The organism is Sphingomonas sp. LH128, from assembly GCF_000293195.2.
GTDB classification, from domain to species: domain Bacteria; phylum Pseudomonadota; class Alphaproteobacteria; order Sphingomonadales; family Sphingomonadaceae; genus Novosphingobium; species Novosphingobium resinovorum_A.
In genome coordinates this window covers 1-17,005 of sequence record NZ_ALVC01000059.1, presented here as the reverse complement: position 1 = coordinate 17,005, position 17,005 = coordinate 1, and the positions used below count along the sequence as shown (strand labels likewise).

The 17,005-nt window shown below is 65.7% G+C and carries 13 protein-coding genes; 7 read left to right on the top strand and 6 right to left on the bottom strand.

Annotated features, from left to right (window positions below):
- The 4 genes from LH128_RS05700 to LH128_RS05685 form a co-directional block, all read right to left on the bottom strand.
- A partial coding sequence (locus LH128_RS05700; RefSeq protein ID WP_008828636.1) for an efflux RND transporter permease subunit occupies positions 1 to 2,758 on the bottom strand: 2,758 nt, incomplete at its 3' end.
- On the bottom strand, positions 2,755 to 3,945 hold the full coding sequence (locus LH128_RS05695; protein ID WP_008828635.1) for an efflux RND transporter periplasmic adaptor subunit: 1,191 nt from the start codon (positions 3,943 to 3,945) through the stop codon (positions 2,755 to 2,757). The genes LH128_RS05700 and LH128_RS05695, both read right to left, overlap by 4 nt.
- The gene (locus tag LH128_RS05690; RefSeq protein ID WP_172704962.1) at positions 3,942 to 5,453 is read right to left on the bottom strand and encodes an efflux transporter outer membrane subunit; all 1,512 of its coding nucleotides are present in this window, start codon (positions 5,451 to 5,453) and stop codon (positions 3,942 to 3,944) included. The genes LH128_RS05695 and LH128_RS05690 overlap by 4 nt, the downstream gene beginning before the upstream one ends.
- An 80-nt stretch (positions 5,454 to 5,533) precedes the next feature.
- Positions 5,534 to 6,214, bottom strand: a complete 681-nt coding sequence (locus LH128_RS05685; protein WP_008828633.1) for a response regulator transcription factor — start codon at positions 6,212 to 6,214, stop codon at positions 5,534 to 5,536.
- A 148-nt stretch (positions 6,215 to 6,362) separates the two neighbouring features.
- Here LH128_RS05685 and LH128_RS05680 point away from each other — a divergent pair, with 148 nt between their 5' ends.
- From LH128_RS05680 to LH128_RS05650, 7 genes are all read left to right on the top strand, one after another.
- Positions 6,363 to 7,046, top strand: coding sequence for a response regulator transcription factor (locus LH128_RS05680; RefSeq protein ID WP_008828632.1), 684 nt, complete (start codon positions 6,363 to 6,365; stop codon positions 7,044 to 7,046).
- Positions 7,033 to 8,391, top strand: coding sequence for a sensor histidine kinase (locus LH128_RS05675; protein WP_008828631.1), 1,359 nt, complete (start codon positions 7,033 to 7,035; stop codon positions 8,389 to 8,391). Before LH128_RS05680 ends, LH128_RS05675 begins: the two co-directional genes overlap by 14 nt.
- Before the next feature lie 68 nt (positions 8,392 to 8,459).
- On the top strand, positions 8,460 to 9,146 hold the full coding sequence (locus tag LH128_RS05670) for a response regulator transcription factor (protein WP_008828630.1): 687 nt from the start codon (positions 8,460 to 8,462) through the stop codon (positions 9,144 to 9,146).
- The gene (locus LH128_RS05665) at positions 9,128 to 10,549 is read left to right on the top strand and encodes a HAMP domain-containing sensor histidine kinase (RefSeq protein ID WP_008828629.1); all 1,422 of its coding nucleotides are present in this window, start codon (positions 9,128 to 9,130) and stop codon (positions 10,547 to 10,549) included. Before LH128_RS05670 ends, LH128_RS05665 begins: the two co-directional genes overlap by 19 nt.
- A 116-nt stretch (positions 10,550 to 10,665) precedes the next feature.
- Positions 10,666 to 11,697, top strand: a complete 1,032-nt coding sequence (locus LH128_RS05660) for a YncE family protein (protein WP_008828628.1) — start codon at positions 10,666 to 10,668, stop codon at positions 11,695 to 11,697.
- A gap of 23 nt (positions 11,698 to 11,720) precedes the next feature.
- On the top strand, positions 11,721 to 12,443 hold the full coding sequence (locus tag LH128_RS05655; protein WP_008828627.1) for a phosphatase PAP2 family protein: 723 nt from the start codon (positions 11,721 to 11,723) through the stop codon (positions 12,441 to 12,443).
- Positions 12,444 to 12,471: 28 nt separating this feature from the next.
- Complete coding sequence (locus tag LH128_RS05650; RefSeq protein ID WP_008828626.1) at positions 12,472 to 14,802, top strand: TonB-dependent receptor; 2,331 nt, start codon at positions 12,472 to 12,474, stop codon at positions 14,800 to 14,802.
- Between the two features lie 55 nt (positions 14,803 to 14,857).
- Here LH128_RS05650 and LH128_RS05645 read toward each other — a convergent pair whose 3' ends face one another.
- Together LH128_RS05645 and LH128_RS05640 are read right to left on the bottom strand one after the other, a co-directional pair.
- A complete protein-coding gene (locus LH128_RS05645; RefSeq protein ID WP_008828625.1) occupies positions 14,858 to 16,465 on the bottom strand; it encodes an ABC-F family ATP-binding cassette domain-containing protein in 1,608 nt (535 codons plus the stop codon).
- A gap of 191 nt (positions 16,466 to 16,656) precedes the next feature.
- Positions 16,657 to 17,005: DUF2252 family protein (locus LH128_RS05640; protein ID WP_008828624.1), on the bottom strand; the 349-nt coding region annotated here is incomplete at its 5' end.

The following is a 17,005-nucleotide window of genomic DNA, read 5'->3' as shown; positions in this document are numbered from 1 at the left end:
CGATGCCGATCAGCAGCAGGATGCCGATGATCCCCATGATCGACAGGTCCTTGCCCGCCAGCATCAGCGCCAGCAAGGCGCCCAGACCCGCAGAGGGCAGGGTGGAGATGATCGTCAGCGGATGGATCGCGCTTTCGTAGAGCACGCCCAGCACGATGTAGATCGTCACGATGGCAGCGAGGATGAGGAAAGGCTGCGTGCTGAGCGAAGCCTGGAACGCCTGCGCCGCGCCCTGGAACGAGCCTTTCACGGTGGCGGGCATCCCGGCGCTCTGCTCGGCGTTCTGGATCGCTGTGACCGCCGTGCCCAGCGCCACGCCGGGCGCCAGGTTGAACGAGAGCGTGACGGCGGGGAACGGTCCCTGATGCGCGATCGTCACCGGCGCCACGCCTTGCTTCACGCGCACCAGAGAGCTGAGCGGCACCAGCGCCTGCGTGGTGCTGGAGCGTACGTGGAGGTGGGTGAGGGCACCGGCGTCCAGCTGGAAGCGGGGATCGACTTCCTCGATTACGTAGTACTGACTCAGCGGGTCGAAGATCGTCGCGACCTGCCGCTGGCCGAAGGCGTCGTAGAGCGTGTTGTCGATATCCTGCGCCTGCACGCCAAGACGCGACGCGGTGGTCCGGTCGATCTCCAGCGTCATGCTCGTCGAGGATGCCTGCTTGTCGGATGACACGTCCTGCAGTTCGGGCAAGGTCTTGAACTTGTCCTGCAGGATCGTCGCCCACTTGTAGAGTTCGGGCAGGTTCCCGTCCTGCAGGGTGTACTGGTACTGGGCGAGGCCGCTGCGCGCGCCGATCTGGATGTCCTGGCGAACCTGCAGGCCTTGAGTGACGCCCGGGATTTCGGCGATCTTCTTGCCGAGGCGGACCAGGATCTCGTCCGCCGTCACCGAACGCTGGTCGAGCGGCTTGAGGTTGAGGATCATGCGCCCGTCGCTCATCGTCGGATTGGGGCCGGCCCAATAATCGACCGTATCGACGTCGGGATCGGCCATGGTGACCTTGGCGACCGCGTTCAGCCGCTTGGAAATGTCTTCATAGGAAATATCCGGTGCACCGCGAATGGTGCCGATCACGAAGCTCGTATCGACCTGCGGGAAGAACCCCTTGGGCAGCGTGACGTAGAGGCCCCCGGTGAGTGCCACGGTGGCAACAAAGCTGAGCACCGTCAGTCGCTGGTGCCGCAGCGCGACGTCGAGCAGCCGCTCGTAGCCGTCGTTGAGCGCGGTCAGCCAGCGTTCGGACCAGCGATGGAAGCGGCCGTGCCTGCGCCCTTGCTCGTCCCGGATCAGCCAGCCGCACAGCATCGGCGTGACCGTCAGCGAGACGATTCCCGATGCGATCAGCGCGACCGTGATGGTGACGGCGAATTCGCGGAACAGTCGGCCGATCAGCCCGCCCATGGCGAGGATCGGGATGAACACCGCAATCAGCGACACCGTCATCGAGATGATCGTGAAGCCGACCTCGCGCGAGCCTAGCAGCGCCGCCTCCATCGGCGACTTGCCCTCCTCGATATGGCGCATGATGTTCTCGATGACGACGATGGCGTCGTCCACCACGAAGCCGACGGCGATCGTCAGTCCCATCAGCGACAGGTTGTCGAGGCTGTAGCCCAGCGCATACATCACCGCGAACGTGGCGATGAGCGACAGCGGGATGGTGAGGCTGGGGATCAGCGTCGCCCAGAAGTTGCGCAGAAATACCAGGATCACCATCACCACCAGCGCGATCGTGATCATCAGCGTCAGTTGCACGTCGTTCACCGATCCGGTGATCGTCTGCGTGCGGTCGGCCACTACGGCAAGATGGACAGAAGGGGGGAGCGAGGCTTCCAGCGCAGGCAGCTTGTCCTTGATGCCCTTCAAGGTGCTCATGACGTTGGAGCCGGGGCTCTGCGCGATGTCGACGATGATCGCGCGCTTGCCCTGGAACCATGCGGCCTGATGGACGTCCTCGGGGGCGTTCTCGACGGTGGCCACGTCCGTTAGGTGGATGGGGGCACCGTTGCGATAGGCGACGACGACGTTACGATAAGCCTTGGCGTCCATGAGCTGGTCGGTGGCACTAAGCACGACCGACTGGTGAAGGCCGTTGAGCGTGCCTTTGGGCGCATTCACCGTTGATGTGCCGATGACCGTGCGGACGTCCTCCAGCGTCAGATCGAGGCCCGTCAGGCGGTCGGGATCGACGCGGACGCGCACGGCCGGGCGCAGCTGGCCGTGGTAGTCGACAAGGCCGACGCCGGGCAGCTGCGAGATGGGCTGGGCGATGTAGTTCTCGGCATAGCGGTCCACTTCGGTCAGCGGCAGCGTGTCGGAGGTCAGCGCCAGCGAGTAGATCGACGCACCCGCCGGATTGACCTTGTGATAGGTCGGCGGGTTGGGCATGTTCTTGGGCAGCAGGCCTGCCGCCGCGTTGATCTGGGTCTGGACGTCCACGGCGGCGCCGTCGATGTTGCGGTTGAGGTCGAACTGCAACGTGATCTGCGTCTGCCCGAGCGAGCTGGACGAGGTCATTTGCGTGACGCCGGGAATGTTTGTGAGCGTGCGCTCGAGCGGCGTGGCCACCGAAGTCGCCATTGTATCGGCGCTGGCACCCGGCAGGCTGGCCGAAATCGAGATCGTCGGATACTCGACCTGCGGCATCGAGGAGATCGGCAGGGACAGGTAGGCGACCAGGCCCAGCAGGACTACGCCGATCGCCAGCAGGCACGTGCCGACCCGGCGATTGATGAAGGCGGCGGAAAGGCTCATTGTGCCTGCTCCGCTGCAGATTGCGCTGACGATTGGGCCTTGACGGGTGCTCCTGCGGACAGGCGCGACTGGCCCGAGACCACGATTTTCTCCCCGGGTTTCAGGCCCGAGAGGATTTCGGTGAAGCCATCGACGGCGGGGCCTGCCTTGACGTTGCGGACCTCGGCGGTGCCGTCGCTCTTGACGGCATAGACGTAGCGGCCGGTCTCGCTGGTTTGGACGGCCTGGCTGGGCACCACCGCCACCCCGCGGTCGGTACGGACGAGCACGCGCGCGGAGACGAATTCTCCCGGCCACAGTGCCCGGTCGCCGTTGCCGAACTCGGCGCGGAGCTGGAACTGTCCGTTCGTCTGGTCGACGTTGCTTCCCACGAACAGGAGCCGCCCATCGACGATGTGGCTGGCGCCGTCCCGCGAATAGACCGACACCGGAAGCGCACCGCTGCGCTGGCCGGTGAGCACTTCTCCCAGCGAATCCTGGGGCAGGGTGAAGAGCACGGAGATCGGCGCCATCTGCGTCACCGTGACCACACCGGTCGTATCGCTGGCGTGGACCATGCTGCCCTGATTGACCTGTCGCAGGCCGACACGCCCCGCGATCGGCGCGACGATCCCGGCGAATTCGACATTGAGCCGGGCAGCGGCGATCGCGGCATCGTCCGCAGCGACGGTGGCCTGGAGCGCTGCGGCCTGCGCCTTGGCGGCATCGTAGCTTTGCGTGGTGCCCGCTCCGGCCTGTGACAGGGCACCGGTGCGCGACACTTCCTGCCGGGCATTGACGAGCTGCGCCATGTCCCGAGCCCGCGCGGCCTGCGCTTGTGCGAGCACGGCCTGATACGGCCGGGGATCGATCTGCGCGAGCAGGCGGCCTGCCTGTACCTCGTCGCCCTCGTTGAAGGCCAGGCGCATGATCTGGCCGTCCACCCGCGCCTTGACGTCCACCACCTTCAACGGGGCGACGCTGCCGATCCCGGAAATCCAGATCGGCATGTCGCGGGTCGTGACGATGCCGGTGACGACCGGTATCGGCTTGGCGGAGGCATCGGCCTTGGCGGTGCCCGACTGGCCGCTGTCATAGACGGCGAAACCGGCGATGGTCGCAACGGCAAGCATGGACAATCCCGCCAGCTTCCAATGCAGCGGCAGGCGTGGCCGATCCTGATGAGGGGCGTGTTCGGTTTCGTTCACCGGGATTTTTCCTGAGATTGAAGCGGAGCGGAGCGTGACGTGGGCGCCGCCGCGAACTGAAGGTCGGCCCGGCCGAAGCCGCCGCCGAGCGCCCGGCACAGGCTGACGATCGCCTCCAGGTGCGTCAGCCGGGTCTGGGCGAGGGAATCGCGTGCCTGGTACAGCGCCTGCTGCGTCGTCAGCACGCTGAGGTAATCGGCGCTGCCGAGACGATACTGGGTCATCGCAAGGGCGGCGGCGTGCTGCGCGGAAGTGGCGCCGCCTTCCTGAAGGGCTTCCTGCGCACGCGCATTGGCGATCGCGCCAAGCGCATCCTCGACTTCCTGATAAGAGGTGAGAACCGTCTGGCGGTACGTGGCGACAAGCTCGACCTGCCTCGCGCGGCTGACCTTGAGCTGGCCGCCGAGACGCCCGCCGTCGAACAACGGGGCGAGCAATCCGGCCGCGGCATCGGCGATGGCGACCGGCGGGAAGATGCTTCCGGCGCCCGCTGCGCGCAGGCCGCCGCTGGCGGAAAGCGACAGGCTTGGAAAGAACGCCGCACGTGCCGCGCCGATATCGAAATTGGCGGAGACGAGGCGGGCTTCGGCAGCCTGCACGTCGGGGCGCAGCGCCATCAGTTGCGGCGGCAGGTCTGGGGATACGGCAGGGCGCAGCACATTGTCGAGAGAGGCTCCCTCGACGGTAAAGCCTTCCGGCGGTCGGCCGGTCAGCACCGCAAGGGCGTCCTGCGCTACCTTCAGTTGCTGTACCAGTGCCGGGACGGCGGCGTCGAGCCCGGCGATCGAGGTTTCCTGCTGGCGCAGTTGCAGGTCCGTCGCCGTCCCGGCCGACCGCTGGGCCTGTATGAGAGCGAGCACCTTGCGGGCATCGTCCGCCTGTTGCCGCGCTATGCCAAGCCTTTCGCGAAGCGACAGGACAGTGAAGTATTCGTCTGCGACCGAGGCGGACAGCGTCATCGCGACCGTCCCCGCATCGAAGGCGCTGGCCCGGGCGAGCGCGACCCCGGAACCCGCCGCCGCGCGGTTTTTGCCCCAGAAATCGAGTTCGTAGCTGGCCTGCGCCAGCACGTTTCGCGTCGGGCTTGAAGTCGAGCCGGAAGATGCACCGGCAGTCCCGCTGAGCGAAAGCGACGGCGCAAGCGGCGCGGCGGCGGTCCGTGCGGAGCCTTCCGCCTGACGGACCCGGGCGACCGCGGCCTGCAGGGTGAAACTGTCGGACAGGCTGCGCTCCATGAGCCGGTCCAGTTCCGGGCTCGCGAAGTGCCGCCACCAGTCGCTGCGCACGGTAGCCGGCGGCTCTCCCTGAAGTGCTGGCTGAGCGGCCTGCGTATCCCACGCACCGACGGGGGCGATCGAGGGGCGGTGATAGGCGGGCGTCAGCGAACAGCCGCCGAGCGAGGCCGCCAGCGCAACGGCCAGGGCAAGAGGCGCGTGGCTCCGCCCCGCTGGGTTCAGCGGATCGCGGCGTGGCCCGATGCGGGCGGTATCGAGGTTATGATGCTGCACCGGCACCGGGTAGCGGGCCGACGATGGAGCGTGGTTCGTTCGAACATTAAATCCGTTTTAGGGTCCGCCAATGCCCAAGATCAAAGGATGGGCGCCGCCATGCGATAGCCTGCCCCGTGAACGGTCTGGATCAACTGCTCCGGCGGGTCGCGATCGATCTTGCGGCGCAGGCGATGGATGTGCCGGTCGATCAGCGCGTCTATGGGCTCGAAATCGTAATCCCATGCCGCCTCGATCAGCATGGTGCGGGTGACGATCCGTCCGGCATTGCGCATCAGGAATTCCAGCAGCAGGCTCTCCTTGTGCTGGAGCACCACGTCCACTGCCCCGCGCACCGCGCGCCGGCTGGCCGGATCGAACGAGAGGTCGCCCACTTTCAGCACGGCATTCGACCGCGCGCGATCGGCGCGCCGCGCCAGCGCTTCGATCCGCGCGCTCAGTTCGACGAAGGCGTAAGGCTTGGCGAGGTAGTCGTCGCAGCCGGCAAGAATGCCCTCGGCCTTGTCCAGTGCACCCGAAAGGGCACTGAGCATCAGGACAGGGGTGTCGTTTCCGGCCTTGCGCATGGCCTGCACGATGGCGATGCCGTCCATTCGCGGCAGCATCCGGTCGATGACGGCGACGTCGTAGAAACCCTCCGTCGCCAGCATCAGGCCGGTCTCTCCTTCCTGCGCACGATCGACGACGTGGCCGCTTTCCTGCAGCCCGCGCACGAGGTAGGAGGCTCCGCGATCGTCGTCCTCTATGACCAGCAGCCGCATGAAGGGCGTTCGCTTTCGTGAAACCGATTTAATGTTTGTGCGAAGCTGTGAATCGCACGGCCATGGCATAGGGTGCTCTAGCAGCACCGGGGCTCTGCGTGCCATGCGGTTTCGTATGCACCCCAACGAAGGAAGCACGGACAGTGACATGGCGAGAATCCTGATCGTCGAGGACGACGCGCAGACCGCCGAGGAGGTGGCTGCTGCCCTGACCGACCACGGCCACGACGTGACGCTTGCCGGAACCGGCCGCGAGGGACTGCTGATCGCTGCGGCCGAATCCTTCGATGCGCTGGTCGTGGACCGGATGCTGCCCGGCGGCATGGACGGGCTGACCATCGTATCGACCTTGCGGGCCACGGGGGACGATGTGCCCGTCCTCGTGCTCAGCGCTCTGTCGGACGTCGGCGAGCGCGTAAGGGGGCTCAAGGCGGGCGGTGACGACTACCTGGTGAAGCCCTTCGAATTCCTCGAACTGACCGCTCGCGTCGATGCCCTGCTGCGTCGGCACACCGCGCCGCAGCGCGAAACGGTGCTGCGTGTGGGCGATCTCGAACTCGACCTGCTGACCCAGGCCGTGCGCAGGGGCGGGCGCAGCATCGAACTGCTGCCCCGCGAATTCCGCTTGCTGGAATATCTGATGCGCCACGCCGGACAGATCGTCACCCGCACGATGATGTTCGAGGAAGTCTGGCACTATCACTACGACGAGCCGACCAATGTGATCGACGTGCACGTCAGCAAGCTGCGCCGCAAGATCGAGCGCGCCGACGCGCCGCAACTGATCCAGACCGTGCGCGGCTCGGGGTACATGCTCCATGCGCCTGGTTGACCTTCCGCGCACCGGCAGCTTTCGGCTTGCCCTGCTGTTCCTGACGCTGTTCGGTGTGGCTTCGGCGGTGCTCTTCGGCTTCCTGTACCTGCAGACCGAACGCTTTCTGCTTGCCGGCATCGACAACTGGCTGGAACGGGAGGCGCCCGCCCGGTTCGATGCGGACCTCCCCGAAGTCCGCCGCCTTTTCACGCTTCACGCGGCCGACAATCGTGGCAACATGGAACGGGTATTCGTGCTCTATGCTCCCGAGGGACGGCGGCTGGCGGGCGACCCGCTGCCGCTGCCGGACACGCTGGAGACATCGGGCAAACCCTTTTTCATGACGGCTCGACGCGGTTCCAAGGTGCTGCGCTATCGCGGCGTGGCGCGTCGCTACCCATCGGGCGAGGTCGCGATCATCGCCGAAAACCTCCATGAATCGCGCGAATTCGACGAAGCCTTCATCAGTACGGCGGCCTGGGGAGCCCTGATCACCGCCGTGCTCGGCCTGGGCGGCGCCACGATCGTCGGGCTGGGAGCGGTGCGCCGCTTCGACGCCGTGGCCGACGCGATCCAGGAGATCGTGCGCGGCGACTTGTCGCGCCGATTGCCCGCGCGCGGCACGTCGGGCGATCTCGATCGCCTTGTCCATGTCGTGAACGGCATGCTCGACGACATCGAACGGCTGATGCAGGACGTGAAGGGCGTCTGCGACGGGATCGCGCACGACCTGCGAACGCCGTTGACCCGCATCCTCGCAGGACTGGAGCGTTCTCAGCGAAGGGCGGAAACGCGCGAGGACTACGCCCTTGCGGTCGATGACGCGATCGTCGAATTGCGCGGGGTGCTGCGGACTTTCACCGCGATGCTGCGCATTGCCGAACTGGAGGACGGCGCCCGGCGCAGCGGCTTCTCGCAAGTCGATCTGCCGCTCATCCTGGCCGACGTGGTCGATTATTACGACCCTGCCGCCGAGGAGAAGGGCCTCACTCTGGCCACGGCTTTCGATATCGAAGGGCGATGCACGCTGAACGGCGATGCGAGCCTGCTGTTCGAGGCGTTCGCGAACCTCATCGACAATGCAATCAAGTTCACGCCCGCCGGCGGCCATGTCGTCGTCGAACTGAAGAACCGCGCCGGCGGCCTGGAAGTCGCCGTGCGCGATACCGGATGCGGCATTCCGGCCGAAGAGCGCGAAGCCGTCTTCCAGCGGTTCTACCGCGCCGAACACAGTCGCAGCAGTCCCGGCAACGGACTGGGCCTTACTCTGGTGAAAGCCATAGCGCATCTCCACAACATGACCGTCCGCATCGACGCCCTGACGCAGGGCGCCCGTGTGGCGTTGATTGCAGCCGGCGCCTGAAGGTGTCGTGCGAACGTCACATTTGCGGTGCACTTCGGCGATGACATTTTCCCAACCATGGTAGCCAGATGCATTTGCTGATCGTCGAGGACGATGACCAGATCGCGACGTTCCTCGCACGCGGGCTAGCCGCGATCGGACACCTCGTCGATACGGCGGGGTCGGGAGAGGCGGCGATCGAAGCCATCGCGGCGCATCATTATGACGCCATGGTGCTCGACCGCATGCTGCCCGGGCTGGACGGTATCGAGGTGCTCCTGCGCAAGCCGCGCGACTTGCCGGTATTGATGCTCAGCGCTCTGAACACCCTGGACGACCGGATCGAAGGGCTGAATGCCGGTGCTGACGACTACCTCGTCAAACCGTTCGAAGTGGCGGAGGTCGCTGCCCGACTCAACGCCATTGCCCGGCGCTTTCCCGCATCGGAGCGTCCCGACGTCCTCGGGGCCGGTGACATCGAGATCGTGCTGACCACCTTGCGCGCGACCCGTGACGGCAAGCCGCTGCACCTGAACAAGAAGGAATTCGCGCTGCTGGCGGAACTGGTCCGCAATGCGGACCGCATGGTCACGCGCAGAATGCTGATCGAGCGCGTCTGGGGCTATTCCTTCGATCCGTCCACCAACATCATCGAAAGCAACATGAGCCGGCTGAGGGGCAAGTTGACCATCCACGGTGGTACGGATCCGATCGAGACGGTGCGCGGAACCGGCTACATCCTGCGCAACGCGGTGCCATGCCCGGAACTCGGCTGAACCCGCGCAGCGTATTCGGACTCGCCGGGCTGTTCGGTCTGGTGTTCGTGCTGGGCACGGCGGCGATCGGCGTCGCGACTTATCACTTTACCGAACGCGAACTGGCACACTCGGTGGACCTTCGCATCGAGCGCGAGCGTGCGCGGCTGATCGCTCCGGCAAACGGTATTGCGCCCGGTGCAGCGCAAGTCGCACGCCGTATTCACGAATTCGCGGATCGCCGGAACATCAGCAGTGTCGGCTACGTCCTGCTCGATCGCAACGGCACGCGCCTAGCCGGGCACCTCGAGGTCAGGGGGGACGGGCAGGATCTGCACGACGTCGAGTTTCGCCAGTATGGCGGCGATTGGGGAGCGGCCCGCGCGGTATCCACGGTACTACGGGATGGAGGGCACCTTACCATCGTCGGCGAAAGCGAATCCGGCGAGGAAATGGGCAAGATCGTCTGGCGGATCGGCGGCACGGCGCTTGTGCTGGCGACGATTCTCGGCATTGGCAGTGCCGTATTGCTGAGCCATCTGATCAGACAGCGGCTGGCAGCCAGCCTCGTGACGGCGCAGGCGATCATCGCCGGAGACTATTCACGGCGCATTTCGGTGGATCGTCTTGGAGGGCTGTTCGCAGAGCATGCGCGTACCTTCAATCACATGCTCGACCGTATCGACGCCCTGATGACCAATCTCAGGCAGGTGTCCAGCGATCTCGCCCATGACTTGCGTACGCCGCTGACCCGTTTGCAGGGCACCCTTAGCGAAGCTGGCAGCGAGGATCTGATCGACGAGGCACAGCGTCTCGCACTGCTGCGTTCGGCCGAACGCGAGACGGCGGGAGTTCTGGCGCTGTTTACCGCCATCCTGCGCATCAGCGAGGTCGAAGCCGGCGGCAGGCGCGCGCAGGTCCGGCGGACCCGGCTGGATGTTCTGGTGGAGGACGTCGTCGATTCGTACGCCCCGGCCTTTGCCGACGCGAAGCGCGTGCTGCGGACCGGCTGCCTTCACCCCGTCACGTTGGAAGCCGACGCCGACCTGATCAACCAGATGCTGGTCAACCTTCTGGAAAATGTCCTGCTGCATACGCCCGCGGGCAGCGAGACCTCCGTTCTGGTGGAGATCGCGGAAACCGGGGCCGTGCTCATCGTGCGTGACGACGGGCCGGGAATTCCCGATACCGACCGCAAGAGCGTCTTCGGCCGGTTCGTACGGCTCGAACGCAGTCGCCATACCCCCGGCCACGGGCTTGGTCTGTCGCTCGTGGCGGCGATCGCGAAGTTCCATGACGGGTCGGTCGAACTCGAGGACGGGCGGCCGGGGCTTGTCGTCCGTGTTCGTTTTCCCCTGTCCGATGCATGGGGGAAGGCTAACGGCGCCGAACAGGCCGCCGAACATTCTAATCTTGCAATGTAACGGCTTCCCGGCGTCTTCGAGCGCTTTGCGTAACAGGACTGTCACAGGCAATTCCTAGCGGGTCCTTGTCTCGCCGGAACAGGATCGCCGGCCAATATCACAGGGATCACATCTTCATGGCAAAACATTGGGTCGTCGCGACGTGCGTCGCGGCAGGAGCGCTTGCGCCCGCTTATCTCGCAGCCCGTCCCGCCTCCGGCACCGGTTACGAACTGGCCGGGCATATCGCCGGTCCTGACGGCGGCTGGGACTATGCGACGGTCGATCCGACCACCGGCACGCTCTATGTCGCGCACGGCGATGCGATCACCACCGTCGATCTGGCTTCGCGCGCGGTGAACCCGGTGCTGGCGCCGGCCCATCATGCCCATCAGGTCCTGCGCATCCCCGGCAAGTCCGAGCTTTTCGAAACCGACGGCGACACCGGCACCACCCGCTTCGTCGATATCGCCACAGGCAAGGTCATTGCCGAAGTCGCGACCGGTAAAAAGCCGGACGGCGGCTTCTACGACAAGGCCACCGACCAGGTGGTGGTCATGAACGCGGCCGACGGCACCGTATCGCTCATCGATCCGGCCTCGCACAAGGTCACCGGCACCATCGAGGTCGGCGGCGGCCTGGAGTTCGGCGTGGTCGACGGCAAGGGCGGCGCCTACGTCAATGTCGAGGATCGCAACGTCGTGGTCGCGATCGACCTCAAGACGCGCAAGGTCGTGAAGACCATCGCGCTGACCGGATGCGAGGGACCGACCGGCCTCGCTCTCGTCGGCGGCGGCACGCGCCTCATCAGCGCCTGCGCCAACGACGTCGCGGTCGTGACCGACCCCAAGGCCGGGAAAGTCGTCGCCAAGCTGGCGATCGGCGCGGACCCCGATGCCGTGATCGTCGACGAAGCCCGCCACCGCGCCTTCATCCCGAACGGCGGCAGCGGAACGCTTTCGGTGCTCGACATCGCGAAGCCTGCCGCCATCCGCGTGATCGGCACGGTGAAGACGCAGATCGGCGCCAAGACCGGCGCAGTCGATCCGCGCGACGGCCGCGTCTACCTGCCCACCGCCACGCTCGCCCGCCCCGAACCGGGCGCCAAGCGCGGCAAGCCCGTACCCGGCACCTTCAAGGTGCTCGTCGTCGCGCCCACCGCTTCCTGACCGACAGATCCGGAGACATTCCCATGACCCGTTTGCTTTCGACCACCGCCATCGCGGTTCTTGCCTGCCTCGCGCTGCCCGGCGCGGTATCGGCGCAGGCCCCCGCTGCCGCCCGGCAGTTCCAGGTCATCAAGCCCGGCACGCTCTCCGTCGCGGCCCAGCTTCCGGCGCCGCCCGCCCGCGGCTCTCAGGAAGAGAAGCTGGAGCTTCAGTATCTCCACGCGCTTGTCGCATCGACGTCCGCAGCGCGCATGGAGCAGGCCCGCGCTGACGATGCCCACGAAGACCCTTCGATCTTCGACGATGTGGTGGGCACCAGCCTGAAGAACCTCCCGGCAACCTGGGCGCTTCTTGAGACGGTGCAGAACGAGATCGAGGTCGCGGCTGACGATGCCAAGGAGCACTTCGCCCGCACCCGCCCCTGGGGCGTCGACCCGACCCTGCCGAACTGCGACGCGGGCAAGGGCAAGAAGCCGACCCGCAGCTATCCCAGCGGCCATTCGCTGCTCGGCTATTCGAGCGGCCTCGTGCTGGCACAGCTGATGCCAGGCAAGGCGCCGGCGATCCTCGCCAAAGCCCGTGACTATGCACTCAGCCGCGAGATTTGCGGCGTCCATTTCCCGAGCGACACCGAAGCGAGCCACGTGCTCGGCTCGATCGTCGCCGAGCGCGTGCTCGACACTCCGGCCATCGCGGCAAAGGCCTCGGCCGCCCGCGCGGAACTGGCCGCTTTCGACAAGAACTGAACCGAATTTCTTTCATAGGGGCGACACCATGAAGAATGCCATCAAGTATACCCTGCTTGCGGGGGCGACGGCGCTTGCCTTCGCTTCGGCTCCGGCTTTCGCCAGCGATGCCGATGCGGATCCCTCCAGCACCCGCCAGTCCCGGGGCCAGGCCAACGACGCCAACGCCCTGACCACCTCGGACATCATCGTCACCGGCACGCACGAGACGGAGCAGGCCCCGTCGATCGCCTCGCTCGCGACGACCCAGCCGCAGGCAGCCGTTTCGCAGACCTATATCGACAAGGCCGCACCGCTGACGGCGGACTTTTACCAGCTAGCCTCGCTGACGCCGGGTGTGACGCTGACCGGCGCCAATAACGGCATCGGCCTTGGCGAATCCAAGATGTCGATCCGCGGCTTCAAGGACGGCGAATACAACGTCACGTATGACAGTATTCCCTTCGGCGACACCAACAACCCGACGCACCACAGCACGGCCTTCTTCCCCTCGAACACGATCGAGACGGTCGTGGTCGATCGTGGCCCCGGCAACGCCAGCCAGCTGGGTCAGGCGACCTACGGCGGCAACGTCAACATGTATTCCAAGGCCGTCGCCGACGACTTCGGCGTTCGTGCCGACGCCACGGTGGGCAGCTTCGAGACCTATGTGGGCCGCCTCGCGGTGCAGACCGGCGCGATCGATGCGCTGGGCGGCGCCAGGTTCGTGGTTTCGGGCCAGGTGATGGATTCGCAGGGCGCACTGACGTACAGCCCGACCCATTCGAAGAACATCTTCGTCAAGGGCGTGATCCCGATCGGCACCGCCAACACGCTGACGGTGCTGTCCACCTACAACGCCAACGTCTACTACGAATCCGACACCGGTTTCGGCACGTGCGGCACCGGCCCCAACAGCGGCGACATCACCGGTGAGAACTGCACGGTGGGCGGCATTGCCGATTTCGGCAAGCGCTATGGCAACACCAACGACCCGTCGGTGACCAGCAAATACGCGCAGAACTATTGGGGCTACAACCGCACCAGCAAGCAGACCGACTTCGAGATCGTCCGCCTGCAGAGCGACCTCGGCTCGGGCCTGACGCTCGACAACCGCGTCTACATGTATGGCTATACCAACCACACCAGTTCCGGCAACGACGGCACCGGCAACTCGGCCAACCTGGTGGTGCTGACGCCGGGCGGCAGCAAGACCGCCGGCGTTCCGGGCTACGACAAGCAGAACAAGTACCGCACGATCGGTTACATCGGCGAGGCGGACTACGAATTCGAGCACGGCCGCCTGCGCGTCGGCGGCTGGTATGAGCATTCGGCCAGCGATCGCCATCTGATCAACTACGACCTGTCGACGGGCAAGCCGAACTACATCGTCGGCAAGTCCAACATCGACTACATCCAGCATTCGGGATGGGACCAGTTCCAGCTTTTCGGTGAACTGGAATATCGTCCGATCGAGGGCCTCTCGATCACGCCGGGCGTCAAGTACGTGCACTTCACCAGGCAGATCGATGCGGAGGTGAACCAGAAGACCCACGCTCCGCTGAATGCCAAGGCCACCTGGACCGACGTGCTGCCTTTCCTGACCGCGAATTACCAGATCCGCTCGGACTGGACGGTCTATGCGCAGTACGCCAAGGGTATGTACGTGCCTGACTTGTCGAGTTTCTACTCGACGTCGTCTTCGCTCGGCAGTTCGCTTTCTGCGCTCCAGCCGCAGCGCAGCACCAACTACCAGATCGGCACCGTCTATCACGGCCGCCGCTTCGCGATCGACGTCGATGCCTACAAGATCGACGTCAACAACAAGATCGCCTCGCCGACCGTCGCCGGATCGGACTCCTCGCTGCTGGTGAACATCGGCAAGGTCAAGTACAAGGGCGTCGAAGGCCAGATCAGCGTGTTCCCGGTGACCGGCCTGACGCTGTTCGCCAATGCCTCGTACAATAAGGCCGAAAGCGGCACGACCGGCACGCAGATCGCCAAGACGCCGTACACCACCGAAACGCTCGGTGTGTTCTACGATCACGACGGTTTCTTCGCATCCTATACGCACAAGTTCACGGGCGCGCAGTATGCGACCGAAGCTGATACCAACGCCTCGTTCCGCCTCTATCGCTTGGCTGCGTACAATGTCGGGTCGCTGGCAGTGGGTTACGACTTCGGCAAGTACCGCGTGAGCCTCAACGTCTACAACCTGTTCGATGACGACCACGTGATCGAGGTCAAGAACAGCAGCAAGGGCGCGCCGACGACCGCTGGTCTCAACGGCAAGTCCGTGCAGTCGGGCTACGGGCCCAACGACCAGCTGCGCTTCAACCCGCCGCGCAGCATCCAGGGCACACTCTCGGTCAAGTTCTGAGGCGATGGCCCGTCAGGTGGGAGCACCTGACGGGCCTGAACCGCGACTTGCTTCTCTACCCCGCCGAGCGGATCGGGGAGTCGCGCGCCAATTCCACCGTTTTGGTGATACGAATGCGATCGAGGAAATGCCGGTCGTGGCTGACCACGATCAACGCACCGTCGTAGGCGAGCAGACCGGCCTCGATCGCGGCGATGGCATCGATGTCGAGATGGTTGGTCGGCTCGTCGAGGATGAGCAGCGGCGGCGGGACGGGCTTGCCGAGGACACAGGCCAGCCCGGCCCGGAGCATCTGGCCTCCGCTCAGGTCGTGGACGGCCTGGTCGGCGCTTGCCGCCCGGAAGCCGAAACGGGCAAGCGCGGCGCGGCAGGCATTGTCGTCGAGCCCCGGATTCAGCCGCATGAAGTTCTCGGCGATGGTGCTCTCTCGCTGCAGCACGCTGACCTGCTGGTCGAGCAGTCTGCCCGGAACATGCCGTTCCACGCGTCCCGACGATACCGCGAGTTCGCCGAGGATGACCCGCAGCAAGGTCGATTTTCCGCTGCCGTTGGCCCCGGTGACGGCAACCCGTTCGGGACCGGCAATGCGCAGCGACACATCGCGCAGCACCGGTGCGCCATCGCCGTAACCCGCCGAGACGTGGTCGAGCGTCAGCACCTCGCGCGATGGATTGAGGCCGGTCGGTGCGACCTGGACGGACAAGGGCTGCAGTACCTCGATCCGAGCCTTGGCGCGTTCGACCGAGAGGTCCGCCTCGCCGCGCTGCCGTTCGGCGAGGCGCCGGTTTTCCGCGCCGCTGTTCTCGGCCCGCTCGCGGCGGGCGCCGAGCAGGATGCGCCGCATTCCGCCGCGTTCGGCCTGTCGGTTGCCCGCGGCATCGCGCCTTTGCTGGCGTTCGGCGGTCACTTGTGCCTTGCGGGCCACGTTCGTCCGATGGCGCTGCGCCACTGCGAGATCATGCTCGGCCGCAGTGAGTTCGACGGCCTTGCGTGCGCTGTAATCGCTCCAGTTGCCGCCGTACCGCGTCGCGCCCAGCGAAGTCAGTTCGACGATCGCGTCCATGGTATCGAGGAGTTCGCGGTCATGGCTGACGACGATGGCGCCCGCACGCCAGTTCGCCAGCATATCGACGACGGCGGCTCTGCCCCCGGCGTCGAGGTTGTTCGTCGGCTCGTCGAGCAGCAGGAAATCAGGTTCGGCGAAAACCAGCCCGGCCAGTGCCGCGCGTGTCCTCTGCCCGCCTGACAGGCTGGCGAGCGGCGTATCGAGAGGCAGATGCAGCCCCAGTCCGGCGAGCGCATCGGCCGCGCGGGCTTCCAGCGTCCAGTCGGCATCGCTCAGTTCGTCCATCGTCGCGATACCGGCCTCGGCCCTGCGAAGGACCGCGAGCGCAGCGGCGGCGCCGAGAACGTCGGCGACGGTTTCACCCGGCGCGGTCTGCACGGTCTGCCGCAACAGCCCCACCGTGCCGTGAACGCGGACGCTTCCTCTGGAGGGGGAAACGCCGCCGGCGATGATACCCAGCAACGTCGATTTGCCGATGCCGTTGCGTCCGATCAGCCCGGCGCGTTCCGAGCTGAAATCGAGCGTCAGGTCATCGAGAACACGTCGGCCGTCAGGCGCGGACCAAGCGAGACGGGAAACGGAAATTGAGGCAGGCATGAACACGGGTTTCCTTGGCGGCAAGGCAGGTAGGCGATGCGGTCAGGGAAAGGTTCAAGGTTGCGCACTCCGTATTGGCTAGAGCAGGAGATAGCCATTGTTCGCCGAGACTGCAATCCTGAGGATAGACGACGCACCGTCCGCCATGGCCGCCGATCATCGACACTTTTGATCCAAGGTTCGCCAACCCGTCATGCGCCCAGTGCATGCACGCGGCAGTGTTCGAGATAGCCCCTCTCATGCCGTCCGGCGAGATCGACGACCGTGCGCCACAGCCATGACGGCGCGTCGAGGCCTCCCGACCGGCCGCGCTGCAACGTTCGCGCCCAGGACCGTCGGGTCGCCGGGTCCATCTGCCGCGCATGGGCCTTGCCGACGACCCAGGCCAGATAGCGTGCGGATTTGAGCGCTTCCGCGCGGGAGAACTGCTCGACCTCGATCTTGAGGTCCTGCGGCATGAGTTCGCGCACGAACAGCGAATGTCCGTGCAGCCGGGCCGTCGCCATACGGCCGCCGAGATAGGGCGACAAGGCGCGCGCA